This window comes from Bacteroides hominis (assembly GCF_033042785.2).
GTDB lineage: Bacteria > Bacteroidota > Bacteroidia > Bacteroidales > Bacteroidaceae > Bacteroides > Bacteroides hominis.
Genome location: NZ_CP178829.1, coordinates 2215066 through 2239895 on the forward strand (window position 1 = coordinate 2215066; position 24830 = coordinate 2239895).

18 protein-coding genes are annotated in these 24830 nt (G+C 45.3%); 10 read left to right on the top strand and 8 right to left on the bottom strand.

The features are described 5' to 3' along the window. Positions 1–10 precede the first annotated feature (10 nt). Positions 11–451 carry a large-conductance mechanosensitive channel protein MscL gene (gene mscL / locus R3O62_RS09235; protein ID WP_005775701.1) on the top strand — a complete coding sequence of 147 codons (441 nt, stop codon included), beginning with the start codon at positions 11–13 and terminating at the stop codon, positions 449–451. Positions 452–481: 30 nt separating this feature from the next. Next, positions 482–2005, top strand: coding sequence for a glutamine-hydrolyzing GMP synthase (guaA, locus tag R3O62_RS09240; RefSeq protein WP_005775702.1), 1524 nt, complete (start codon positions 482–484; stop codon positions 2003–2005). Positions 2006–2229: 224 nt separating this feature from the next. On the opposite strand, the gene R3O62_RS09245 is transcribed toward guaA, so the two are convergent. Together R3O62_RS09245 and R3O62_RS09250 are read right to left on the bottom strand one after the other, a co-directional pair. Further along, complete coding sequence (locus R3O62_RS09245) at positions 2230–4272, bottom strand: RagB/SusD family nutrient uptake outer membrane protein (RefSeq protein WP_032531785.1); 2043 nt, start codon at positions 4270–4272, stop codon at positions 2230–2232. Positions 4273–4285: 13 nt separating this feature from the next. Beyond that, positions 4286–7552: a SusC/RagA family TonB-linked outer membrane protein gene (locus R3O62_RS09250; RefSeq protein WP_032531786.1), complete on the bottom strand. Its 3267-nt coding sequence runs from the start codon at positions 7550–7552 to the stop codon at positions 4286–4288. Between the two features lie 935 nt (positions 7553–8487). On the opposite strand from R3O62_RS09250, the gene R3O62_RS09255 reads away from it, so the two are divergent. From R3O62_RS09255 to R3O62_RS09265, 3 genes are read left to right on the top strand one after another with little or no spacing between them, the layout of a single operon-like run. Further along, positions 8488–9345: an enoyl-ACP reductase FabI gene (locus R3O62_RS09255; RefSeq protein WP_005775707.1), complete on the top strand. Its 858-nt coding sequence runs from the start codon at positions 8488–8490 to the stop codon at positions 9343–9345. Positions 9346–9349: 4 nt separating this feature from the next. Then, positions 9350–10363, top strand: coding sequence for a gliding motility lipoprotein GldB (gene gldB / locus R3O62_RS09260; RefSeq protein ID WP_005810107.1), 1014 nt, complete (start codon positions 9350–9352; stop codon positions 10361–10363). A gap of 27 nt (positions 10364–10390) precedes the next feature. Next, the gene (locus tag R3O62_RS09265) at positions 10391–11095 is read left to right on the top strand and encodes an SAM-dependent methyltransferase (RefSeq protein WP_005810106.1); all 705 of its coding nucleotides are present in this window, start codon (positions 10391–10393) and stop codon (positions 11093–11095) included. On the opposite strand, the gene R3O62_RS09270 is transcribed toward R3O62_RS09265, so the two are convergent. The 3 genes from R3O62_RS09270 to R3O62_RS09280 form a co-directional block, all read right to left on the bottom strand. After that, the gene (locus R3O62_RS09270; protein WP_005810104.1) at positions 11061–12179 is read right to left on the bottom strand and encodes a hypothetical protein; all 1119 of its coding nucleotides are present in this window, start codon (positions 12177–12179) and stop codon (positions 11061–11063) included. The genes R3O62_RS09265 and R3O62_RS09270 overlap by 35 nt on opposite strands. 65 nt (positions 12180–12244) lie before the next feature. Next, a complete protein-coding gene (lipA, locus tag R3O62_RS09275) occupies positions 12245–13111 on the bottom strand; it encodes a lipoyl synthase (protein WP_122142890.1) in 867 nt (288 codons plus the stop codon). Between the two features lie 172 nt (positions 13112–13283). Then, positions 13284–15494, bottom strand: a complete 2211-nt coding sequence (locus R3O62_RS09280) for a S9 family peptidase (RefSeq protein ID WP_005810100.1) — start codon at positions 15492–15494, stop codon at positions 13284–13286. Between the two features lie 527 nt (positions 15495–16021). Between R3O62_RS09280 and R3O62_RS09285 the strand changes: the two genes are divergently transcribed. The 5 genes from R3O62_RS09285 (at position 16022) to nagB (ending at position 20889) form a co-directional block, all read left to right on the top strand. Then, positions 16022–16750: a LiaF transmembrane domain-containing protein gene (locus R3O62_RS09285; protein ID WP_005810098.1), complete on the top strand. Its 729-nt coding sequence runs from the start codon at positions 16022–16024 to the stop codon at positions 16748–16750. Between the two features lie 9 nt (positions 16751–16759). Further along, positions 16760–17602, top strand: a complete 843-nt coding sequence (locus R3O62_RS09290; RefSeq protein WP_005810096.1) for a LytR/AlgR family response regulator transcription factor — start codon at positions 16760–16762, stop codon at positions 17600–17602. A gap of 186 nt (positions 17603–17788) precedes the next feature. Further along, complete coding sequence (locus tag R3O62_RS09295; RefSeq protein WP_250710231.1) at positions 17789–18724, top strand: TIGR01212 family radical SAM protein; 936 nt, start codon at positions 17789–17791, stop codon at positions 18722–18724. Between the two features lie 113 nt (positions 18725–18837). Next, positions 18838–20037 (top strand): FprA family A-type flavoprotein, encoded by a 1200-nt coding sequence (locus R3O62_RS09300; RefSeq protein WP_005775718.1) that lies wholly within the window; start codon positions 18838–18840, stop codon positions 20035–20037. 39 nt (positions 20038–20076) lie between these two features. Then, entirely contained in the window at positions 20077–20889 is an 813-nt protein-coding gene (gene nagB / locus R3O62_RS09305; protein WP_005775719.1) for a glucosamine-6-phosphate deaminase, read from the top strand. Between the two features lie 99 nt (positions 20890–20988). Here the strand turns inward: nagB and R3O62_RS09310 are convergent, their stop codons facing one another. From R3O62_RS09310 to R3O62_RS09320, 3 genes are all read right to left on the bottom strand, one after another. Next, positions 20989–21414 (bottom strand): DUF6565 domain-containing protein, encoded by a 426-nt coding sequence (locus R3O62_RS09310; RefSeq protein ID WP_317472920.1) that lies wholly within the window; start codon positions 21412–21414, stop codon positions 20989–20991. A gap of 64 nt (positions 21415–21478) precedes the next feature. Beyond that, positions 21479–22093: an L-threonylcarbamoyladenylate synthase gene (locus R3O62_RS09315; protein WP_223127434.1), complete on the bottom strand. Its 615-nt coding sequence runs from the start codon at positions 22091–22093 to the stop codon at positions 21479–21481. A gap of 9 nt (positions 22094–22102) precedes the next feature. Further along, entirely contained in the window at positions 22103–24616 is a 2514-nt protein-coding gene (locus R3O62_RS09320; protein ID WP_317472919.1) for an AsmA-like C-terminal region-containing protein, read from the bottom strand. Between the last annotated feature and the right edge of the window lie 214 nt (positions 24617–24830).

The window sequence follows — 24830 nt, forward strand, 5'->3', positions numbered from 1 at the left end:
ATAAAAAAAGATGGGAAAAAGTACTTTTTTACAAGACTTTAAAGCTTTCGCCATGAAAGGGAATGTGGTGGATATGGCTGTCGGTGTGATTATTGGTGGTGCCTTTGGCAAAATCGTTTCGTCGGTTGTAGCCGATATCATTATGCCTCCCCTGGGGTTACTCATTGGGGGAGTGAACTTTACGGACTTGAAATGGGTAATGAAAGCTGCGCAGTACGGAGCCGATGGGAAAGAAACTGCGGCTGCTGTTACCTTGAATTATGGTAACTTTCTGCAAGCAACTTTCGATTTTCTTATTATCGCTTTTTCTATATTCTTATTTATTAAACTGATTACAAAGCTGACCCAGAAGAAAGCTGAGGCGCCTGCTGCTCCTGCTGCACCGCCCGCACCTACAAAAGAAGAGATATTGTTGACTGAAATACGTGATTTATTGAAAGAAAAGCAGTAATTTTGCGCCAAATTCATAACATATCTATATATGCAAGAGAAAATTATAATACTTGATTTCGGTTCACAGACCACGCAGCTTATCGGTCGCCGGGTGCGCGAGTTGGATACGTATTGCGAGATTGTCCCCTATAACAAGTTCCCCAAAGACGACGAAACTGTCAAGGGAGTGATTCTGTCGGGAAGCCCCTTCTCCGTGTATGACGAGAGTGCGTTCAAGGTTGATTTGAGCGAAATCAGAGGTAAATACCCCATTCTGGGCATCTGCTATGGTGCACAGTTTATGGCGTATACCAATGGTGGCAAAGTAGAACCGGCAGGTACCCGTGAGTATGGACGTGCTCACCTGACTTCTTTCTGCAAGGACAATGTGTTGTTCAAAGGTGTGAGAGAGGGTACGCAGGTATGGATGAGCCACGGTGATACCATTACTGCTGTTCCTGAGAATTTTAAAACGATTGCGTCTACAGACAAAGTGGCTATTGCCGCTTATCAGGTGGAAGGTGAACAAGTGTGGGGCGTACAGTTCCATCCGGAAGTTTTCCACAGTGAGGACGGTACACAGATGCTTCGTAATTTCGTTGTCGATGTATGTGGATGCAAGCAGGACTGGAGCCCGGCATCGTTCATCGAAAGTACTGTTGCCGAATTGAAGGCTCAGTTGGGCAATGACAAAGTAGTATTAGGCTTAAGCGGAGGAGTTGATTCTTCAGTAGCCGCTGTGCTGCTCAACAAGGCCATCGGTAAGAATCTGACTTGTATTTTCGTTGACCACGGTATGCTCCGCAAAGACGAATTCAAGAATGTAATGCATGATTACGAATGCCTCGGACTGAATGTGATCGGTGTAGATGCCAGCCGTAAGTTCTTCTCAGAACTGGAAGGTGTAACCGAGCCCGAACGCAAACGTAAAATTATAGGTAAAGGCTTTATCGATGTATTCGATGAAGAGGCACATAAACTGAAAGATGTGAAATGGTTGGCTCAGGGTACTATCTATCCGGATTGTATCGAGTCTCTTTCCATCACCGGTACTGTTATCAAGAGTCACCACAATGTGGGTGGACTTCCTGAAAAGATGAACCTGAAACTTTGTGAACCGCTTCGTTTGCTATTCAAGGATGAAGTTCGTCGTGTAGGCCGTGAGTTAGGTATGCCCGAGCACTTGATTACCCGTCATCCTTTCCCGGGGCCGGGACTTGCGGTTCGTATTTTAGGTGATATTACTCCCGAAAAGGTGCGTATCTTGCAGGATGCTGACGATATTTTCATTCAAGGTTTACGCGATTGGGGATTATACGATCAGGTATGGCAGGCAGGTGTTATCTTGCTTCCGGTTCAGTCTGTAGGAGTAATGGGAGACGAACGTACATACGAGCGTGCGGTAGCTTTGCGTGCTGTGACTTCAACAGATGCCATGACAGCCGACTGGGCGCATTTGCCTTATGAATTCCTCGGTAAAGTGTCAAATGATATTATAAATAAGGTAAAAGGTGTAAACCGTGTAACCTACGATATCAGTTCAAAACCACCTGCAACGATTGAATGGGAATAAGCCATTTGAAGATGGTATATATAAAAGACAGCCGTTCGGAGAAATTCGGGCGGCTTTCCTTTTTTGATGTACGTACAATGCGATTATGATTTAACAGAAAAGGGACATCCTCACGGACCTCCCTTCCCTTTTTTCCTTTTTTAAACCTTATGTAGTTGCTATAAATCTCTTACCGCAACATCTTATTATTATACTAAAAATCAATACTTTTTTAATAGATATATCTACTCTACAGCTTGTGCATTTCTCTCTTCAGGCCAATATGGGTTCTGATAGATAACTGACGAAGATATATCACCTGACGGGGATAACAACTCTATTTGCCGGATAGGTACCGGGTAGAGATAATGTGCTTTAGCCCAACTATAGCCGTCATATATTTCGTTGTTCTTTTTTACAACCGAATATGGACGTAAATAATTGGATAACTTTCTGGACGAAACATTAGCCATTGCATTATCCGGACCTTCGATGTATTCAAATTTAGCATCTTCTCCTTCATAACGTTTGTAAGCGTCGCTTCCCCAGAAGTTGAATCCTTCGGGAATGAATCTTTCAACTAATAATCTGTCTAATGATCTCCAACGGATCAGGTCGTCCATACGCATACCTTCACCAATAAACTCACAACGGCGTTCGCGGCGGATATTGTAAAGTGTTGCATCGATCATTTCGTTTTCACCTTTATATTTAGCCAGGTCGTTTTCCTTGCTCAGATCTGTTGCAGCAATGGTTTTATTGAAATCCGGATCAACCCCTGCACGAATGCGTACGGCTCTCCAGTATTCGGCAGCTTTGCCTGCAATATTTCCATTATTTTTCAGACAATAGGCTTCCAAATAATTCAAGTATGCTTCAACTGCACGGAAGATAACGCAACCGGTTGTTGATTGTGCTTGTCCTGAAACGTATTGTTTCTGGTCGTAGGAGAGACATTTACGAATGCGGTATCCAGTCAAATCTCTAACTTCTGATTCTGCTATAATTATCCTGGGATAATCCGATTCTTGATATGTCTTCATTGCATTGGTTGTAGCATTCGATACAGCTGGTATCATATCTTCTTCGCCGAACAGGAAGAGCTGCAGGCGTTCGTCTCGGTTTGCTTTTTCGTCCATTACCCGTTGGTCACCTTTGAAGGGGCATGCGGCAGTAGCTGCATACCAAGGCATGCCGTCTTTCATTAAGAAAGACTGAACATAATTACGTAGCATTCCATTATTTCCTCCTGAAGCTATATAGGCTGTAGCACCGTGCGCAATGGTAAAATCGCCGGAGAAGTAGTCGCGCCAGAAGAGTACTTCTTCGAATCCGCTCATGTCTTCGGCGGAGAACATATCGAAATAATCATTCCAGCCGGAAATATCATTATCGTTTGCCGGATTGAATACACCGCTGTTAGCGGTCAGTTTGACGACATCAGCCACTTGTTCGGCAGCTGCCATGGCTTCATCCAGAAAGAAGTTTATTTCTGTGTTAGCATCATATTTATAGTCAGGATGAACCCGTTTGCCGGGCCAGTTAGCATCACCCGGTACACGTCCTGTCCCTTGATGATACTTCTCAAAAGTGGCTTCATAGAGAGCTACACGCGATTTGATTAACAATGCACACTGCTTATTCAGGCGGTTATTGCCTGCAAAGCCGTGGTCATGCATATATTCGGCGGCTTTGTCGAGATCTTCAAGAATAAAACGTGCCACCTTATTACGTGGTTGGCGCACTCCTTTTTCTATCAGTATTTCTGCGTTGTCCGGCAATACTTCAGTGATAATGGGATAGTCTCCGTACAATCTTAGCTTCTGGAAATATTTCCATGCACGGATAAAATACATTTCACCGATGTAATGTTTCACGTCATCGGCGTTACCCGATATTTCGCCTGCTTCATATTTGGGAAGTACTTTCTCAAAGAAGTAGTTGCAATAACGGAAGAAAGAGAAATCCCAGTTGCCATTGGCTGCTTCTGTTTTCCATACATCCTTGGTATAGTAGTTTTGGACTCCGCTTCCGCTACTTTCACCTGAAACCATGTTATCGGTAGCTCCGTCGTTATTCACGGTACCTGCATTGAACCCGCCATGTGTTGAGAACAAGCTTTGGTATTGTGAGATACTGTAGGCTGCCAGGTGGTCTGCATTCTGAAAATAAGATTCTGGCGTAACCTGATCCAGCGGTTCTCTGTCCAGAAAGTCATTACACGAAGGGAAAAGTAATACTCCCCCTGTCAGTACGCATAGTTGTATGATTCTGTTTTTTAGTTTCATAATGATTCGTTTTTTAGAAATTTACGGTTAAACCAATTGCAATCACTTTCTGTAACGGATATACTTTACCCGGGTCAGTCCATTGTGTTCCGAGATTTTCCGGATCGAATACTCCGGTGATATCAGATACAGTCAGTAAATTATCGCCTGATACATAGACGCGTACTGATTCCATTCCCGCTTTCTTTGTCCATACTTTGGGCAATGTATATCCGATCTGGATATTTTTCAGGCGCCAATACGAAGCATCCTGTAAGTAGCGTGTCTGACGTTGTTGGTTCTTTGATGTATTACGGATGACACGTGGAAAATAAGCGTTGGTGTTGGCTCCTAAAGGATCGCCTTCCGGACGCCAGAAGTCCCAGTGCTCTTTGAATCCGGCAGAAGCCCATTCGCCGCCTCCGGAGAATCCCCAGAAGTACGGGCCATTCAGCCAGTAGTCACGTTTACCGATACCTTGCACAAAAGCACGGAAATCCAAACCTTTCCAAGCGGCATCTATTGTGATACCGTAGTTGAAACGAGGTGTGTTATTACCGATTATCTGCCAGTCGCCCGAGTCTCCCACTTTGTAGTTGCCTTGGTCTACCGAACCGCTGTTGTCGAGGTCGGCATACATGATGTCACCTGCTGCCCATTTTTGGCCCATCGGTTGTTTAGCGTTGGCAAGGTGCTGATTCATTTCTTCATCACTTTGTGCAATGCCGATCGTTTTATATCCCCAGATCTCTCCTAATTTTTGTCCTTCATAGTAGGGATTGCTGAGGCTTTTATCCGGATTATTATATTTCAGGATCTTCTGTTGTGCATCCGAGAGTACGAATTTTACTCCGTAAGAGAAGTTTTTGATTCTGTCTCTCCATCCTACTTCTAACTCAAAGCCATACGATTTCATGTCGGCATTGTTGATTTTAGGAACACCTGTACCTAAAATTGATGGAAGTTCCGGAGCAGTCGCAATCATGTCGTAAGTATAACGTACGAAATAATCGAATGACCCTGTCAGGCGGTTATTGAGTAATCCCCAGTCTAAACCCACATCCCACGTCTCGATGGTTTCCCAAGTCTTTTCGCTGCTCACGATACCCGGGTTGCTGGCATAGTTCTGGCGTGTGCCGTTCACTAACCAACCGTAATTCTGTCCCTGGGGTAAAGTCTGGTAGAAAGGATACCAGGCATCATTGGTATTGGTATTACCCAACTGTCCCCACGATGCTCTTAGTTTTAAGGTTCCGATATTCAACTTGTTGGCAGCCTCTTCGAAGAATGCTTCGCGGGCGATATTCCATCCACCGGAGAAAGAAGGGAAGAAGCCCCAGCGTTTGTCACCTATGAAGCGTGAAGAACCGTCATAACGTCCGTTAGCTTCCAGCATATAACGGTCTTTGTAGTTCCAGTTCAAGCGGGCGAAGAAGCCGGCTACTGAAGTGTGTCTGTATCCGCCTGCTACGCTGGGTTCACCTACTGCCGTGTTGATAGTCGGTACAGAAGGGGTAATCAAGGTCGATTTGTCTGCATTCACGCTACGGTCTTTGTACAATTCGGCGTTGAAACCTACCATTGCTTTGAAGTAGTGCCCATTATCCAATTGCTTGAAGTAATCCGAATAGATATTAGTAGAGTAATAATTTTCTTTATATGCGTATTCAGATACCTTTGAACCGCCGATCGGATAACTGCCCACACCTGCATCCCAAGTCATACCTACCGGTTCGCCATCTACATTGTGTTGATAGACGGGAAGTACTTCCCAATGTTGGTTATTGGCAGTCACACGCAAACTTCCTTCTACATAAATTTTCCAATTCTTGATTGGTTCGAAGGTCAGTTGCAATTGTTGGGTGAAAAGATCTTTTTGATTAATTTGCCTACCTCCGTCTTCCAGTTGAATCAATTCAGAAGGTCCGGTCAGGTACCCGTTGTCATCATATACGGGTACAGTTGGCCAGCGGCGTGCCACATTGTGGAAGAACAGTCCTGTCAGATAACTTGGACGTTCAAAATCTTCGCGTGTCCATTTTGTTGAATATCCCAATGTAAACCAGTCTGTGATGTTGCTTGTTATTCTACCATTCAGGGTATAGCGTTGGAAAGTATCTTTCCCATGGCGTATCAGGCCTTTTTGGTCGAGAAAACTTCCACTGACGATATATTGGGTTTTATCCGTACCACCACTGATGCTGATGTTATGATCCATGGAAGGAACCCAGTCTTCGTATACTTCCTTAAACCAGTCTGTATTGGCATTTGAACCTGTATAGTAGTTCCAGTTACGTGACTGTTCGTCAAAGGTCGCCGATGATTTAAGGGTACCATCCTGGTACGCCTTGATACGTTCCAGCTGCTCTTTACTGAAAACTGCTCCACCATTGTGATTTAATGCCGCACGGTTGAAATATTGTGCAAAAGTATAAGAGTCCAGCATTTCAGGCAGATTGGTTGCATCCGAGAAACGTACATTACCGGAATAGGTAACTCTTGCTTTTCCCGACTGTCCGCTTTTTGTTTTTACCAGTACCACGCCGAATGCCGCACGTGCACCATAGATAGAGGCTGATGCGGCATCTTTCAGCACTGATACAGATTCAATGTCATTGGGGTTTACCGTGTTCAGGCTACCTTCGATACCGTCGATTAATATTAATGGAGATGAACCGGAACCGTCACCGATAGTACCTGTACCACGAATATTAATGTTCATTTCACTATCCAGTGCACCCCCACCGTTGTTGACCGAGAGGTTCAAACCCGGTACCACACCTTGCAGGGCTTGTGATACATTTTGTACCGGACGTGCCTCAAGCACTTCGGAATTGACCATACCTACGGCACCTGTCACGTTGACTTTTTTCTGTGAGCCATAACCTACAACGACCACTTCATCCAGTTGTTGCGAGTCTTCTTTCATGGTAACGTTAATAGGAGCGCCGGTTACTTTTACTGTAACGGTTTTGTAGCCGATGAACGAGATTTCGATGTTGCTTCCTTTGGGGGCATCGATAGAGAATTGCCCTTGCAGGTTCGTAATCGTACCTGTGTTATTTGCCAGGACTTTAACGGATACACCGATCATCGGTTCTCCGGTTTCGTCCACTACTGTACCTTTCACTTTGGTGTTGGCCTGCTGTACAGTTTCAATTCCGTGTTCTTCGTAAGTATTGGCTGCTGCTTGCTGCGGTGTTGCGCACCATAGCATGATAGAAGCAGCGATTGCCATTTTCAGGCGATTTGTTTCTCGAAGCCGGATTAGGCTCGGAAACAGGTTAGTTTTTTCTGTCATACACTAAATTGTTCGGTTAAACATCATTTTGAATAGTTTGTTTCTTAAATTTTCCGGGGAATCGGTTCCTTCGGAATCTGTGCTAAAGTCTTTTCTCTGTTTTATTTCATAAGCTTCTTTATTAGGGTTGTTGTATTGATTGTGATTTATGACATATGTTTACAATTGTTTCTAATTTCAAGTTTCTATTAAGTTCTGATGGTACTTAATTGATTATGACAAACAGAAATACTGTAAAAGGAGTGCGGATAAGTGTTGAACGCTAAAACTGCTATCTGTTGTATATTAGTTGATTATAGTGAATGTCGGTTGCCTGTAATAGTCCTTATAACTTTAATTTATTAAATTACCAAAGGTCTACCTGTTTTTTTAAATAAGTGAGTTATTATATCTTAGACGAAATGTTTTTTTATGATATATTTGAAAAAATAGAAGCGTTGTTTGTGATTTATTAAAATATATTATTATCTTTGTCCCGTTGGTAGCTATTTGTTACGAATAAAATGGGTTTATTAACTTAATATTAGAAAACCCATTGATGGCGAAAAGCAGTTATAGTAAAGTACCATCAGAACTTTGCTATTTTTTTATTTTTCTTGATTTACTTCTCTTTCTTTGTTTCCACGACCGATCTCTTTGATCTTCAATCCCGATAAACAATTGTGAATAATATATCTGCTCTTATGGACTACTGATATGGACAGGGCAGGAGACTCTGTAAATGCAACCGGCATTAACGACGAATGCTGCCGTCATTTAAGGCGACAGACGGTTGCTTTAATAATCCGGCCTTTGTAGTGACAGGAGTGGCTGTTATATGTAATAAATACCCTATTTTAGTGTATTTTTTGTGGTTTCGGTCTTTTCTTTGCACACTTTTCATGCTTTTATGCAGAAAATCTATATCTTTGCAACCTAATTTAACATTAAAAGGTATGAGTTACAATTTGTTGAAAGGAAAAAGAGGTATTATTTTCGGTGCATTAAACGAGCAGTCTATTGCCTGGAAAGTAGCCGAAAGAGCCGTTGAAGAAGGTGCTGTTATTACATTATCAAATACTCCTGTTGCTGTCCGCATGGGACAGGTTTCTGCTTTGTCTGAGAAGTTGAATTGCGAAGTGATTGCTGCAGATGCCACTAACGTAGAAGATTTGGAGAACGTATTTAAACGCTCGATGGAAGTTCTCGGTGGTCAGATTGATTTTGTATTGCACTCTATCGGTATGTCACCGAACGTTCGTAAGAAACGTACTTACGATGATCTCGACTATAATATGTTGAACACTACCCTGGATGTTTCAGCTGTTTCATTCCATAAAATGATCCAGGCTGCCAAGAAACAAAACGCAATTGCCGAATACGGTTCTATCGTGGCATTGAGTTATGTAGCTGCACAGCGTACTTTCTATGGATACAACGATATGGCTGACGCTAAGGCATTGCTTGAATCTATTGCCCGCAGCTTTGGTTACATTTATGGTCGTGAGCACAATGTACGTGTAAATACGATTTCTCAGTCGCCTACCTTTACCACAGCCGGTTCCGGTGTGAAGGGCATGGATAAACTGTACGATTTTGCCAACCGCATGTCTCCGTTGGGCAATGCTTCTGCCGACGAGTGTGCAGATTATTGCATCGTAATGTTCTCTGATCTTACCCGTAAGGTGACCATGCAGAACCTGTTCCACGATGGTGGTTTCTCGAGTGTTGGTATGAGTCTTCGGGCGATGGCTACTTACGAAAAGGGTCTGGACGAATATAAAGACGAAAACGGTAATATCATTTACGGTTAAGGCAATGAAAATACGGAAGAACTATATTCTCCTTGTTTTGCTAAGTCTGCTTTTCGCATCCTGCCGGGTGGGGAAGGCAGAGCCTGTCGCAGACCCAATGGAGGAAGAGGGGATTTCCGTAGTCAGATATGATAAGCTGTTGGACGAATACGTTCGTTTCAACAGCTTTTCTGCTTTACAAAAAATGAATCTGGAATATTCTCTGCCTACTAAACTGCTGATTGAAGATGTACTGGCCATCGGGCAGGTAAGTGACGATCATATATTCCAGCGACTGAAAACATTCTATTCGGACACCACTCTGATCCGTCTGATAGAGGATGTGGAAACCAGATATCCCGAATTGGGATCTGTCGAGAAAGAGTTGACCAAAGGCTTCGGGAAACTGCAAAAGGAAGTGCCGGATATTATGATCCCCATGATATACACACAAATTTCGGCATTCAATGAATCCATCGTTCTGTCCGACAGCGTACTGGGCATCAGCCTTGACAAGTATATGGGTGAAGATTATCCGCTTTACAAGCGTTTCTATTATGGTTATCAGCGACGCACCATGCGTCCCGACCGGATTGTACCCGATTGTCTGGTGTACTATCTGATGAGCCAGTATCCTTTCCCGATGGATTACTCCCGTACACTGCTCGATGTGATGATGCACTTCGGTAAAATTAATTATGTGGTGCAGCACCTGTTGGATTATTCCTCTTCGGAAGAAGCATTGGGCTATTCGGATGTAGAGAGAGAATGGTGCAAAGAGAACCAGCAGCAGATGTGGAGATATATTCTTGAAAAAGATCATCTGCATGCAACAGATCCGATGGTGGTACGCCAATATACCCGTCCGGCTCCTTTCACTAATACTCTGGGCGAGAATGCGCCTTCGATGGTGGGTACCTGGATTGGTACAAAAATCATCACTTCGTATATGAAACATCATAAAAAAACAACCTTACGGCAATTGCTCGAAATGAACGATTACGAACGTATGTTCACCGAATCTCGTTTTAATCCGTAAAATTCTTATTATAAAAATCCCTTGTTCATGGATACCGCTCTCTATCTTTTGCCCGTTACATTGGGCGACACTCCCATCGAGTCTGTATTACCACCCTACAATAAAGAAATTATTCTGGGAATCAAGCATTTTATTGTCGAAGATGTCCGTTCGGCCCGTCGTTTCCTGAAAAAGGTGGATCGTGAGATTGACATCGATTCGCTCACCTTTTATCCCTTAAACAAGCACACTTCTCCTGAAGATATTTCCGGTTACCTGAAACCGTTGATCGGTGGATTGTCTATGGGAGTGATTTCGGAAGCCGGTTGTCCGGCCGTTGCCGATCCGGGAGCCGATGTCGTGGCTATTGCGCAACGTAAGAACCTGAAGGTAGTGCCGTTGGTGGGCCCTTCGTCTATCATTCTTTCTGTGATGGGATCGGGATTTAACGGACAAAGCTTTGCCTTTCACGGATATCTGCCTATAGAGCCGGCTGAGCGTGCCAAAAAGCTTAAAGCTCTTGAACAACGGGTATATGCCGAACATCAGACACAGCTGTTTATAGAAACGCCCTATCGGAATAATAAGATGGTGGAGGATATTTTGCATAACTGCCGTCCGCAAACACGTCTTTGCATTGCAGCTAATATCACCTGTGAGGGTGAGTACATCCGCACCAAGACCATCAAAGAGTGGCAGGGAAAAGTGCCCGACCTGACTAAGATACCTTGTATTTTTCTCTTATACCAATAACCTGTTTCAGGTGTTCATATTCCAACTCAAAGCATTCGCTGAAGAAGTGAGTGCCTAAGTTGTGTTCTATCTGTTGGAAAGTCCACAGTTTTCCTCCTTTGAACCGTGGATCGCAGAGGATAGAATCATCTTCCATTTCGACAATAAACAGATAAATCAGACGGTTGGTCTGTGCATTTTCGAAATGATAGGAGATGGTAAATGTAGGTTTCAGATCCGATGCTTTTGGGAAAGCATTACTCAATAAGCGGTTGGCACCTTCGGTCAACGTCTCTCCGTACCGGAGATAACATTCCATCGGTATATCCACTTTGAACTTGTCGAGAATACAGCTTTGCGGACGATTGCAAAGGAACAGCATGCCATGGGTAGAGACGGCAATGCGTATTACCGGGTTGATATAAGCATTCTTGTAGTTGATGGCTTCTACGGCCAGGCTTTTTCCAATGACGTCGCCACGGGTGTTGACGATGGGCACATATTCTGTATGGGCCATTACATGATTAAAATAACGGATGCCTATCTGGTTGAACAGAATGCTGAGGATAAATATGGCAGGCGGCAATATGTGGTAAAGCACCAGCGTGGAAGTCGGAGTGAGAGGGTGTGCTATCAGGATAGTCAGACTGATAACGGCAAAGTGCAGAATACCCAGAATCAAAACAACCCGTGCCGATACGACAGCCGATTCCGCTCCCTGGGCAAACAGTCGGCGGTTGCACTGGGCACTCTGGCGCAGATAGTGGTTAATGAACCTTCTCCTGTGTAAGAAAAGAATAACCATTGGAATCAGTATACTGACTTCAAGTGTCAGGGGCAAAGCTCCTACCGGGACAAAATCTCCGGGAATGAGACTTGCCAGAGTCAATAGTGTCAAAATTCCCGTAGAGATATAAAGGATAAAATTGGGTATACGCGCCCCGTTACGGGACAGGGACCTGTATGAAAAGATAAGTCCGATACCTGTACCGATATAGATTGATATGTCCTGTGTTATAAATTCGCATAAAAGGATGGAAACAATAACAGGGATAAAGCCCAATGACATATTAAATGCGGAAGAAAGTACTCCTTTGTTACCCATATGTTTTTTATTGTATTATTTTGCCGTTTACTTGTAAAACAAACAAGGAGCCTGTTATGTTCTTACTACTTCTTATTAAATCGGATATGTTTTTCCGCATGATATGATGAACGTACTAATGGTGCGCTTTCTACTTGTTCGAATCCCTTTTTGAGCCCTGTTTCTTTATAGATGGCGAATTGTTCCGGGGTAATGTATGCCACAACCGGATAGTGTTTGTGGGTCGGTTGCAGGTATTGTCCGATGGTGAGGATTTTGCAACCGACGGCAATCAAGTCGTCCATTAACTCCTCCACTTCGGCAGGAGTTTCGCCCAAACCGACCATAATACCCGATTTGGCTGTTGTACCGCTCTCGGCTATCTGACGGATCACCTCCAGGCTGGTGTGATAATTGGCCGCACTACGCACTTGTGGGCTGATACGTTTTACGGTTTCCATATTGTGGGAAATGATTTCCGGACCGGCTTCTATCACTTGGGAAACCAGTTCCTTGCGTCCCTGGAAGTCGGGGATCAGTACTTCGGTGGTCGTTTCCGGATTCAGGCGTTTGATTTCACGAATTGTTTGCGCCCAATGGGCGGCGCCCAGGTCGGGTAAATCATCGCGGTCCACCGATGTGATGACTGCATGTGAGAGCTTCATCAAGGCAACCGATTCCGCAACGTGCAACGGTTCGTCAGGGTCCAGAGGCAAAGGACGCCCGGTCCGGGTATTACAGAATTTGCAACTGCGGGTACAGATGTCACCGGCAATCATGAACGTGGCCGTACCTTTTCCCCAGCACTCGCCCATGTTGGGGCAGCGCCCGCTACTGCAAATGGTGTGCAGGCAGTGCGATTCGACAATACGTTTGGTTTCCGTATAGCGTTCGTTGGCTCCGATACTGATCTTAAGCCATTCGGGTTTGCGTACCCGTTGATCGTTTCCCATATGATAGTACTGTTTTGTTTAATGATAGAGAGGCTGTCTCAAAGCTCACCACAGAGGACACAGAGTAACCAGAGTATACTTTAAATTGTTGATGATTAGTAAAAAAACTCTGTGCTACTCTGTGTTACTCCGTGGTGAAAAGGCTTTTGATACAGCCTCCTGAAGCGGTTTCTTATAAATTGTTCAGGAAAAAGTTCGTTAACCTCGTATACAGATGGTTTCGGGTATTTCCGCCATAAATGCCGTGATTCCGGTTGGTATATACCTGCATGTCGAACTGTTTTCCAAGCTGTACCAGGTGTTCGGCATATTCGGTACAGTTCTGGAAGTGAACGTTGTCATCTGCCATACCGTGTACCAAAAGCAGGTTTCCATGCAAGTTGTCTGCACGGCTGAATGCTGAGGCAGCTTTGTAGCCTTCGGCATTTTCTTTCGGAGTACGCATGAAGCGTTCGGTATATACAGTATCGTAATATTTCCAGTCTGTAGGTGCGGCAACAGCGACTCCGGCTTTAAATACCGGTGTACCTTCGCTCATACTCATGATGGTCATGTATCCGCCGAAGCTCCATCCCCAGATGCCGATGCGTCCTTTGTCCACATAAGGCAGGCCACCCAGATATTTGGCAGCTTCCACTTGGTCTTTTGCCTCTTTTACGCCCAGGTTCAGATAGGTGCACTTCTGGAATTCGCTTCCACGGCCTCCTGTGCCGCGACCGTCCACACAAGCCACTACGTAGCCAAGACTTGCCATGTATGTTTCCCAGCTGATTCCCCATTTGTCCAGAACCTGTTGCGAACCCGGACCGCTATACTGGAACATCAGTACCGGATAGCGTTTTGAGGGATCGAAGTTCACAGGTTTCATCATCCATCCGTTCAGGTCTACTCCCTCTGTGGTCTTGAAAGTGAAGAATTCCTTTTGCGGTATGGCATATCCGGCTAACTTTTCTTTCAGTTTATCATTGGTCACCAGAGTTTTCAATACTTTACCCGTATTGTCATTCAGTGTAATCAGCATCGGAGTATCGAGGCTGGTAAACTTGTTCATAAAATATTTCATCGAACTGCTGAAGATCGGGCTGTTGGTTCCTTGCTGATTGCTCAGTTTCACCTTCTTGCCTTTACGGTCTATCTTGTATACAGCCTGGCGCATCGGACTCTCTTCGTTGCTGGTGTAATAGAACTCGTTGGTATCCGGATTCCATCCGATGAAGCTTTTTACTTCATAATTGCCGCTGGTCACCTGCTTAATCAGATTGCCGTTCATGCTATACCAGTACAGGTGCGGATATCCGCTCTTGTCGCTTACAAAACTGAAATTGTCCGGATAGAACCGGATGTTGTCGAATACGTTCTCGTTGATGTAATAAGGAGATTCATCACGTAAAGCCAGCTTGCATACTGTACTGCGGGGATCGGCAAAATACATGTCGAAGCGGTTTTGATGACGGTTCAGCGTCATAATGGCCAGTTTGTTCGGATCTTGTGTGAAACGGATGCGTGGGATATAACCATCGGCGTCTATCGGCAGTTTTACCTGACGGGTCACTTTTGATTTGATGTCGAACGTATGTACCGATACCTTAGAGTTGGGATAACCTGCCTTGGGATATTTGTACGTATACTCGCCCGGGTAGTCCTGCAACGCATTGTTGCGTGGAGCCTCGCCGGCAAACAGCGGGAAGGTGTATGATGGCACTTCCGACTCGTCGAAGCGGACATAAGCCAGCATGGTATTGTCGGCATTGAACTCCAGGGCACGGTTGAAACCGAACTCTTCTTCATATACCCAATCGGGAATACCGTTCAGCACGCTGTTTAGTTTGCCGTCTTCCGTCACCTGCGATTCACTGTTGCCATACAGGAGCTTCACCAGGAAGATGTTATTGTCGCGGACAAATGCCACCAGATTGCCGTCCGGTGAGAATACCGGAGCTTGCTGCGGGCCGCCGTCCGAGAGTTTTTCTACGATATTGTTGGTAGTAACCCCTTTATCGTTCCGTTTCACCGGATACAGATAGTGGACTGCCGTATAAGAGTGACGGTAGATAGGGGTTGTTTCCGTTGCAATCAGAATTTTTGATCCGTCCGGTGAAAACTGATAGCTGTCGAATTTCTTGAAAGGACATTCGCGAGCTTTGGCCACATCGAATACCACTTCCACCGGTTCACCCGTGCGGAAGGAATATTTCACGATTTGTGTGCCTTCGGCATTTCTTTGTGTGTAGTGTTCGCCGTCCGGCATGGGAACCACACCATAGATGTTTTCGGGACTGAACTTGCCTGAGTTGATCTCTTTCAGGTCGAGCGCTTTGCCTCCTTGTGCGAAGCCGGCAAGGCAACACAGACAGAAAAACAGAAAAATGAATTTTCTTTTCATTGGCTTTAGATGATTTTTAGGTTGTTTCTATAGTGCCGGCAAAGGTAAGGATAAACGGTGAGCCTTCAAAACGAGAGGGTTAAAATATCTGTGAAATAGCGTTCGGAAACGAAAAAAACAGAGCCTCTGTTGGCTCCGGGCAGAGGCTCTTCCGGGTACAGACAGAGCCTCCGGAGAGCAGAAACGGAGGCTCCGTCCCGGACGTTGGAAACACGGAAAGTGGGCCAGCCTCCGAGCCACCTCTCAAACAGTGCTGTATCCCTTTATTCATGGGTGTTTGAGCGTGTTCGAAAAACTGACTGAAGTCGATTGGTGGGCCATATAATAAATACTAACAAAAAAAGATATATGAATATATCAGTTCAGATCGTGCGCAATCGGTGAGAAATGATTCCGGATTTGTCGGGAGTTATCCCCCTTTCATCGGTTTTGCTACCGTTATTGACGAAAAAGCCTTTCCGGGTGGTGGCAAATGACCTATCTTTGTGGACGAAGATTAAATGAAATAATTAACAATGAAATGATATATGGAAAAGAAAGAGTTTTCATCTCCCGCTCGGAGATACGGTAAGTTTTTTATTGCCTTTATTTTTATAACGGCAGGAGTGCTTCTACTGGCCCGTAATCTGGGATGGATTACTTATGCCCTGTTTGACCTATTGGTGTCCTGGCAAATGCTTCTGATTCTCTTGGGAGTATACCTGATGCTACGCCGTCAGATTCTGCGGGGATTGATTCTGGTTGGCATCGGGGCCTATTTAATAAGCCCGCATCTGGGATGGTTTCCGGCGGGAGTCCATATCACTCTTTTCCCGATTATATTGATTGTTATTGGACTCGCTTTTTTATTCAGGCCGAAACGTGCCCGGCACGAACGGATGCGGAGGGGAAACTTTGCCAGCAGCCAATATAACTCTACGGATGGAGTGCTTCACTCGGAGAATACCTTCAGCGGTATCAGACAAGTGGTGCTCGATGAATTCTTTAAAGGCGGGACGATACAGAATTCGTTTGGCGGGACGATTATTGACCTGCGGCGTACGACCCTTCCCGAAGGTGAAACGTTTCTCGATATTGATTGTACATTTGGTGGAATAGAAATTTATGTTCCTTCCGATTGGAAAGTAGTGTTTCGGTGTAACACCTGCCTGGGCGGATGTCAAGACAAACGTTTTGGTGGAGGTGTGATCGACCAGAACCGGATATTGGTCATCCGGGGCGACTTGACATTCGGAGGTATTGAAATAAAAAGTTGAAAATAAAACATGGATATACATCCTATACAAGAATCTTCCCGACGGTGGATGACGGCATTGATATTGGCCGTTGCCGCAGCAGGGATACAAACAGCATTACTTTGGGGCTATGCCGGGGCCGACACGCTTCCGGCTGCAATAGACGGCTTTTTATCCGTCGGTTTGCTTTGCCTCCTGGCCTATCTGGCATGGTATGTCATCGGCCTCGTCTCCATATTGCAAACAGATCTGCTGATAGCCGCCCTGGCGCTGCTTTTTTGGCTGGCGGGAGGCTTTGCCGTGCAATATGTGATGGAACAGAACCTGGGACAAGTCTATGCGTCTTTCGGAGAGACGCTCCCTTTCCGCATACTGTTCGGAGCATTGGCTTGGGGAGTGATGATGTTGTGGTATCGTTTACAGTCGTTGAGCACTGTTCAGGAGGAGATATTAGAAGAGGCTGTTTCAAGAGAAGAAGCCCTTCGTGAAGAACTGAAGCAGGCCGGATGCCGCGAAGAGAAAGCGTCGCCGGAAGAGGCGGAATGCATTGACCGCATCACGGTGAAAGACGGTACGCATATTCACCTGATCTGTACCGACGAATTGCTGTACATACAGGCATGTGGCGATTACGTCACATTAGTGACCCCTTCGGGACAATATGTCAAAGAGCAGACGATGAAGTACTTCGATGCCCATCTGCCGTCGGCCGGATTTGTGCGCGTACATCGCTCTACGATAGTAAACGTGACACAAATATCACGGGTGGAACTCTTCGGGAAAGAGAACTATCAACTCTTACTGAAAAATGGGGTCAAGCTGAAAGTGAGTAATTCCGGATATAAGCTGCTGAAAGAACGGCTGGAGCTATAATAACTCCTATCTGGGAATAAACGGAAGGGTGTAGCCATACGAAGCGGATGGCTACACCCTTTTGTGCCCGGGGCTACACCCTTTCCTCCGGATGGCTACACCCTTTCATAAAAATCTTATGGAGAAAGGACCGGTAGCCGGAATAGATTTATTATATTTGCACTAATTGCAAAAATATAATATTCTATGACTGAATCGGCTCCGATGCCTTTATACAACGAGTTTACTTTCTTTCTGAAAAAATATTTTCCTTACAAGGTGCAGAAGATATCTCTCAATGCGGGTTTTACATGTCCCAACCGGGACGGAACGAAGGGGCTGGGAGGCTGTACATATTGTAATAACCAGACATTCAATCCCGAATACTGCAAAACGGAGAAATCCGTCACCCGGCAACTTGAAGAGGGGAAGCAGTTCTTTGCCCATAAATATCCGGATATGAAATATCTGGCCTATTTTCAGGCTTATACCAATACTTATGCCGAACTTGAAGGACTGAAACGGAAATACGAAGAAGCTCTGAGCGTAGATGGTGTAGTGGGATTGGTCATCGGTACACGTCCCGATTGCATGCCGGATCCTCTGCTGCATTATCTGGAAGAGCTGAATAAACACTCTTTCCTTTTGGTGGAGTATGGCATTGAAACCACCCGGGATGCTACACTCAAACGCATTAACCGGGGGCATACCTATGCCGATACGGTAGAAGCTGTCCACCGGACCGCAGCGTGTGGTATTTTAACCGGGGGACACGTCATTCTCGGTCTTCCGGGAGAGAGCCGCGAAGAGATCATTGCCCAGGCGGCAGAGTTGTCACGTTTGCCCCTGACTACTCTCAAGATGCATCAGTTGCAGCTGATACGTGGCACGAAAATGGCACGTGAGTTTGAACTCCATCCCGAAGATTTTCATCTCTTTAGTGTCGACGAGTATATCGATTTGGTAATCGATTATGTGGAACATCTGCGTCCCGACCTGATACTCGAACGTTTTGTTTCACAATCACCTAAAGAACTCTTGATTGCACCCGACTGGGGATTGAAGAATTATGAATTTACAGCCCGCGTGCAAAAAAGAATGAAAGAAAGAGGTGCTTATCAGGGAAAGGCATACTGGGTTTAGAAAAAAAGAACTATTTTTGCGAAGCGAATGAGTTGCGAGTTACGAGTTGCAAGTTTAGAGTGCCGTTGGGTGTTGTTACTCGTGCCCCGTAATTAATTAAACTAAAATATAGAATGGAACAGAAAACAAGAATTAAAGGAAACGTTCATTATGTGGGAGTTAACGACCGTAACAGGCACCTCTTTGAGGGAATGTGGCCTTTACCCTATGGAGTTTCATATAACTCTTATCTGATTGATGATGAAATGGTGGCACTGATCGATACAGTGGATATTTGCTATTTCGAAGTATATCTTCGTAAAATTAGAAGTATCATAGGCGACCGTCCTATCAACTATTTGATTATAAATCATATGGAACCGGACCATTCAGGTTCTATCCGATTGATTAAACAGCACTATCCCGACATTGTAATCGTTGGCAATAAGCAGACTTTCGGAATGATCGAAGGCTTCTATGGTGTGACCGGCGAGCAATATCTGATAAAAGATGGTGATTTCCTTGCTCTCGGACGTCATAAACTGCGTTTTTACCTTACTCCGATGGTGCATTGGCCGGAAACGATGATGACATTTGACGAAACGGATGGTGTACTCTTCTCCGGTGATGGGTTCGGCTGCTTCGGTACGCTGGATGGCGGGTTTGTGGATACACGCATGAACATCGATCACTATTGGGGCGAAATGGTGCGTTATTATTCCAATATCGTCGGAAAATACGGTTCGCCCGTACAGAAAGCTTTGCAAAAACTGGGAGGACTTCCCATTTCGACCATTTGCTCTACACACGGTCCGGTATGGACCGAAAATATCACTAAGGTGGTAGGCATTTACGATAAACTGAGCCGTTACGATGCAGACGAAGGTGTGGTGATTGCTTACGGAAGCATGTATGGAAATACCGAACAGATGGCGGAGGCCATTGCTGCCGAACTGTCGGCCCAGGGCATTAAAAACATCGTGATGCACAACGTCAGCAAGAGCAATCCTTCTTATATCCTTGCCGATATCTTCCGTTACAAAGGATTGATTGTCGGTAGCCCGACTTACAGCAACCAGATTTTCCCGGAAATAGAGTCGCTTTTGTCCAAAATACTGGTACGTGAGTTGAAAGGACGTTATCTGGGCTATTTCGGTTCGTTCACATGGGCCGGTGCCGCCGTGAAACGCATGGCCGAGTTTGCCGAAAAAAGTAAATTCGAACTGGTCGGTGACCCTGTAGAGATGAAACAGGCCATGAATGATATCACCTATCAACAGTGTGAGAATCTGGCACGTGCCATGGCCGACCGTTTAAAAAAAGACAGAGTATAAGTTACCCCTAATTTATTAACCTGATAAAAACAATCGAACATGAGACTAATCATTCAGCCGGACTATCAGTCCGTTTCTCAATGGGCGGCACATTATGTTGCTGCTAAGATCAAAGCTGCCAATCCTACTCCGGAAAAACCTTTCGTATTGGGTTGCCCCACCGGATCATCTCCTCTGGGTATGTATAAGGCACTGATCGACCTGAATAAAAAAGGAATCGTATCGTTCCAGAATGTTGTTACTTTCAACATGGACGAATATGTGGGACTGCCGAAGGAACATCCGGAAAGCTACTATTCTTTTATGTGGAACAACTTCTTCAGCCATATCGACATCAAACCGGAGAACACGAACATTCTGAATGGGAATGCTGCCGATCTGGATGCTGAATGTGCACGTTATGAAGAGAAGATCAAATCGTATGGTGGTATCGACCTGTTTATGGGAGGTATTGGTCCCGACGGTCACATCGCTTTCAACGAGCCGGGGTCTTCACTGAGCTCTCGCACTCGTCAGAAGACACTGACTACGGATACGATTATCGCTAACTCCCGCTTCTTCGATAATGATATCAACAAGGTTCCCAAAACTTCGTTGACAGTCGGAGTAGGTACTGTGCTTTCTGCCCGTGAGGTGATGATTATCGTAAACGGCCACAACAAAGCACGTGCATTGTATCATGCCGTAGAAGGTGCTATTACTCAGATGTGGACTATCAGTGCGTTACAGATGCACGAGAAGGGTATCATCGTTTGTGACGATGCTGCTACTGCCGAACTGAAAGTAGGTACTTACCGTTACTTCAAGGACATCGAAGCAGATCATCTCGATCCGCAATCGTTGCTGAAGTAATACATAAGCATAAAAATAAAGAAGAGGATAGGTCAATCGTTTTTTCGGCCTATCCTCTTCTTTTTATCGGTCTGATACATGAAGCCCGGTTGGGCGGGGCTAATCTTTCAGACCGTCTTTGATCCCTTCCATTGCTTTCTCGCCTTTCTTCACAGCTTTTTGGGTACCTTCTTTCACGTCTTTTGCTGCATCCTTCGCTGTGTCTTTGGCTTTCTCAAAAGCGTCTCTGGCACCCTCTTTCAAGTCATTGCCTATTTTCTTCAGCTTCAGGGCGGCATAAGTGGATTCCAGTTTTACTATCTCGTCCTTTTCGTTCGAGGTCATTTGCTCACTGAATTTGTTATAACTGTCTTTTAGCTTCGTAAATTGCTCGTCAGCTTTTTCCCAGTCGGCTTTTGTATAGTCCTGGGCGTTTTTTTGTACGTTTTCGACAAAAAGCTTGAAGCCGTCCAGATACGACTCCTTTGTTTGGCTGCATGCGGTGGCAATGGCCAGTACTAATGCAAGGAATAATACTTTCTTCATAATCAAATACTATTGTTTAGGTTTTATATATTAACACCGTGTATTTGAAAATTGTTTGCCCGGGTCAGGATTCTTCCAGTTCCCCTTTGCCTTGCCGGACGATGGTTACCTCTCCGTCAGTACAGTTTACGATGGTCGAAGGTTCGATTCCTCCGATTCCTCCGTCGATCACAAGATCTACCTGGTCACCGAACTTCTCGTCTATCAGCTCCGGGTCAGTGATATACTCTATGTCTTCGTGTTCGTCATGAGGTAGGGTAGTGGTCATGATCGGAGCATCCAGCAGACGCGCGATCTCCCGGATGATGTGGTTGTCCGGCATGCGGATACCCACTTCCTTCCGGTTACGGAAGATTTTAGGCAACCGGTTCGTTCCGTTCAGAATAAAGGTGAAGGGACCGGGCAGGTTGCGTTTCATCAGTTTGAAGATGTTATTGTCTACCTTGGCATATTCGCTGATACTGCTCAGGTCGTAGCAGATGATAGAGAGATTGTTTTTCTTTGGGTCTATTTCCTTAATCCGGCAGATGCGCTCGATGGCACGTTCCTTCAGGCCGTGGCAACCGATGGCATACATGGTATCCGTGGGATAGATAATCAGTCCCCCGTCATTCAGCAGGTCCACAATCCGTTGCAGGTCCTGGGGATTATTGTTTTTCTCGTAAAGTTTGAGTATCATAATTGTTCGTTATTTAATCTTCTTTTTTAAGAAATCAAGTGCTTTTTCTACGGCTTTTTCCTTTACTTCTTCCTTCACGGAATCTTTATTGGCCGTAGTTGCCGAATCCAGTCCCAGTTTTTTCCCTATTTCGCTGATTGCCTTATCTGTGACTGCTTCCACTGCCTGGTTGGTCATGCTTTTCGTATCCAGTGAAACTTTGGGCGAAGAGAAAGTGCCTCCTATTTTCAGGTCGAGTGTAGTCAGTTTGGCAATATCACCCGCTGATGCCGGTAGCTTGATTTTTCCCGAGTAGTCGATGGTCTGGTCAAGTCCCGTACTTCCTGAAAGGTTCATCACATAGTCTCCTAACTTAATGTCGAACGGTTCGGTAGACACCCTTCCCTCCTTGATGGTGAAGTCCAGCGTCATGTCCTTCACTTTCATTTCTTTGAGTTCAGGCTTCTTCACGGCATCGGCTATCTGGTCGATGACCTTTACACCGCTGAGGCTAAGGTCTTTGGTCGAAAGGCTGCCATTGCCTTGCATCGTATCCATGACGGGCTCCATCCGGTTGTCGAGCAAAGTCTGCACATGCATGTTGCCGGAGAAGTTTCCTTTCAGATTCTCGAAAATAGGAGCCATTTGCTGTACCATATTCAATTCTTTGTAGGCTTGTGCAAAGCTGAGTCCCTCCAGGCGGAACCCTGCATTCATCTCCGGTTTTTTTAAGTCGGCGGTAGAATAATATCCGTTCATAATAACCTTGCCTCCCATGGTGTTCATCGACAAGTTTTTCATATCCACTTTTCCGTCTTTTACAACCAGTTTTCCATTCATATTCGTAAAGGCCATCTTGTCGAACAATACCTCTTTCAGGTTGGCATCCATCTGGAAATCGATATTGCGTGGAACCTCTATCAGGCTGGCTGCTTCATCGGGCGAAACTGCCTGTGCCGCTTGGGTGGTAGTATCGGTTGAGGCTGTCATAAAGTCGTTCAGATTGAGATGGTTCGACCGGACATTCAATGTACCTTTCAATGTAGTGCCTTTCAGAGCATAACCCGTGTAATTTTCGAACCGGCTGTCGGCGGTAAGGTCGTTCTTGCCAATAACTACTGTGGTCTCGCTGAGTTGCAGATATTTCGGAGTGAAAGTGAACAGTGATTGTCTGATTTCTACATCAGGTATCTCTTTCATTTTTAGTTTCATGTCGCTAAGGGCGATGGTACCCGATGCGGAGAAACGGTCATATTGCTCTTTTTCGATGTACGAAAGGCGTCCGCCCATCTTCATATCCGCGCGAATGGTGCCATTCAGTTCCATGTCGTCCAACGGGTATACTTGCTTGATCATTCCTAAATTAAGCACTCCCTTTGCTTCGGCTGTAAAGTTCGGATCGCTGACCGGTGTCTTTATATCGGCAGTCAGGCTAAACGGGTTGTTTGCCAGACGGAAGCTGAAAGGACGAATGTTGATTTCTGTCAGGTCGATATTACCTCCCGGGTTACGTACTTGTGCGTCAATGTTGATCTGGTCGACTCCTGCCGGCAGGGACGGATAACGGAACATGGCATTCTTTACTGATAACCGCACATCGAACCGGGGGACGGTATCACCTTGCAATACTCCTTTTGCCGTGGCTTCGAGGGTAGCGGTTCCGTCTGTTTTCAGATTCTTGAATTCTTTGGAGTAGATGGCTGGTATCAGGGACAGAATTTCCTTAAAGCCCACTTCGCTGGTATTGAGCTTCAGGTCCATGTCGATGACAGGATCTTTCAGTTCTACCCATCCGTCGATGCCTGCCTTAATGGCGTTGAGGCGAAATTCATTCTTTTTCAGTGTGAATTTGTGATGTACGAGGTCAGCGTCCACATCCATTTTGGCATAGATGTTGGCTTGTGAGAGGAAGGGAATACCGTTCATCTTATAAGTCAGGGCTTCGGTCTCTGCTTCTAAATTGAGCAAAGTCTGGTCGCTGCCCAGGTCGCCCGAGCAAAGCGCATTGAAATTGTGTATGTCGGCATACATGGCGGACTGTCGGTCGTCATACACCACATTCATGTTCTTGATAACAAAGCGCTGAAGTTTAATCCGGAAGGGAGAAGATTCGCTGCTCTCCGATGTCTCGCTGACGGTGGCTGAATCGGGTTTCATGATATCCCAGTTGGCTTTGCCGTCAGGAAGTACGATGGCATGTAGCCAGGTATCTGTGACAGATACTTTGGAAACATCGTATCCGCTGTCTCCGAAGAGCGAAAACAGGTTAATGGCGGCAGTAACTTCACCGGCTTTCACCAGCGTGTCGTTTTCAAACGCTCCTGTTCCTTTCAGCCAAAAATCGTTTAGGGTAACGGAAGCTTTCGGGAAATTACGGAACAGGCTGATGTCGAGGCTACTGAAATCGAACCGGGCGTTCAGCATTTTGTTTCCTTCGGTTTTTACGATACCTTCAATTTTGCCGCGGAAGGCAAAAGGAAGGAGTAACATCAGTATCAGGATGACACCGATGACGATTGCTGTAATTTTGAGTCCTTTTTTCATAATTGCACTGGTTGTTAGGTTGATAGTGATAACAAAGTTAATAATAAAAGACGAGAAGTCCAAGGTGATGATGGATTATGTTTGGATAGGAGCAAGTTAAGCTCACCACAGAGTAACACGGAGTCTCACAGAAAATTTAAGTACCTATAATAAAAGATTAAAACTCTGTGAAGTTCCGTGTTACTCTGTGGTGAATCGACTTCAAGACCATTGA

What these genes read in the sequence shown, in the direction of transcription:
- R3O62_RS09270 (WP_005810104.1), bottom strand. Translation starts at nt 12,179, where the DNA reads ATGGGTAACAAAGGAGTACTTTCTTCCGCATTTAATATGTCATTGGGC.
- nagB (WP_005775719.1), top strand. Translation starts at nt 20,077, where the DNA reads ATGAGACTAATCATTCAGCCGGACTATCAGTCCGTTTCTCAATGGGCG.
- R3O62_RS09310 (WP_317472920.1), bottom strand. Translation starts at nt 21,414, where the DNA reads ATGAAGAAAGTATTATTCCTTGCATTAGTACTGGCCATTGCCACCGCA.
- R3O62_RS09295 (WP_250710231.1), top strand. Translation starts at nt 17,789, where the DNA reads ATGACTGAATCGGCTCCGATGCCTTTATACAACGAGTTTACTTTCTTT.
- R3O62_RS09255 (WP_005775707.1), top strand. Translation starts at nt 8,488, where the DNA reads ATGAGTTACAATTTGTTGAAAGGAAAAAGAGGTATTATTTTCGGTGCA.
- guaA (WP_005775702.1), top strand. Translation starts at nt 482, where the DNA reads ATGCAAGAGAAAATTATAATACTTGATTTCGGTTCACAGACCACGCAG.
- lipA (WP_122142890.1), bottom strand. Translation starts at nt 13,111, where the DNA reads ATGGGAAACGATCAACGGGTACGCAAACCCGAATGGCTTAAGATCAGT.
- R3O62_RS09280 (WP_005810100.1), bottom strand. Translation starts at nt 15,494, where the DNA reads ATGAAAAGAAAATTCATTTTTCTGTTTTTCTGTCTGTGTTGCCTTGCC.
- R3O62_RS09245 (WP_032531785.1), bottom strand. Translation starts at nt 4,272, where the DNA reads ATGAAACTAAAAAACAGAATCATACAACTATGCGTACTGACAGGGGGA.
- R3O62_RS09250 (WP_032531786.1), bottom strand. Translation starts at nt 7,552, where the DNA reads ATGACAGAAAAAACTAACCTGTTTCCGAGCCTAATCCGGCTTCGAGAA.
- R3O62_RS09300 (WP_005775718.1), top strand. Translation starts at nt 18,838, where the DNA reads ATGGAACAGAAAACAAGAATTAAAGGAAACGTTCATTATGTGGGAGTT.
- R3O62_RS09265 (WP_005810106.1), top strand. Translation starts at nt 10,391, where the DNA reads ATGGATACCGCTCTCTATCTTTTGCCCGTTACATTGGGCGACACTCCC.
- R3O62_RS09320 (WP_317472919.1), bottom strand. Translation starts at nt 24,616, where the DNA reads ATGAAAAAAGGACTCAAAATTACAGCAATCGTCATCGGTGTCATCCTG.
- R3O62_RS09315 (WP_223127434.1), bottom strand. Translation starts at nt 22,093, where the DNA reads ATGATACTCAAACTTTACGAGAAAAACAATAATCCCCAGGACCTGCAA.
- R3O62_RS09290 (WP_005810096.1), top strand. Translation starts at nt 16,760, where the DNA reads ATGGATATACATCCTATACAAGAATCTTCCCGACGGTGGATGACGGCA.
- gldB (WP_005810107.1), top strand. Translation starts at nt 9,350, where the DNA reads ATGAAAATACGGAAGAACTATATTCTCCTTGTTTTGCTAAGTCTGCTT.
- R3O62_RS09285 (WP_005810098.1), top strand. Translation starts at nt 16,022, where the DNA reads ATGGAAAAGAAAGAGTTTTCATCTCCCGCTCGGAGATACGGTAAGTTT.
- mscL (WP_005775701.1), top strand. Translation starts at nt 11, where the DNA reads ATGGGAAAAAGTACTTTTTTACAAGACTTTAAAGCTTTCGCCATGAAA.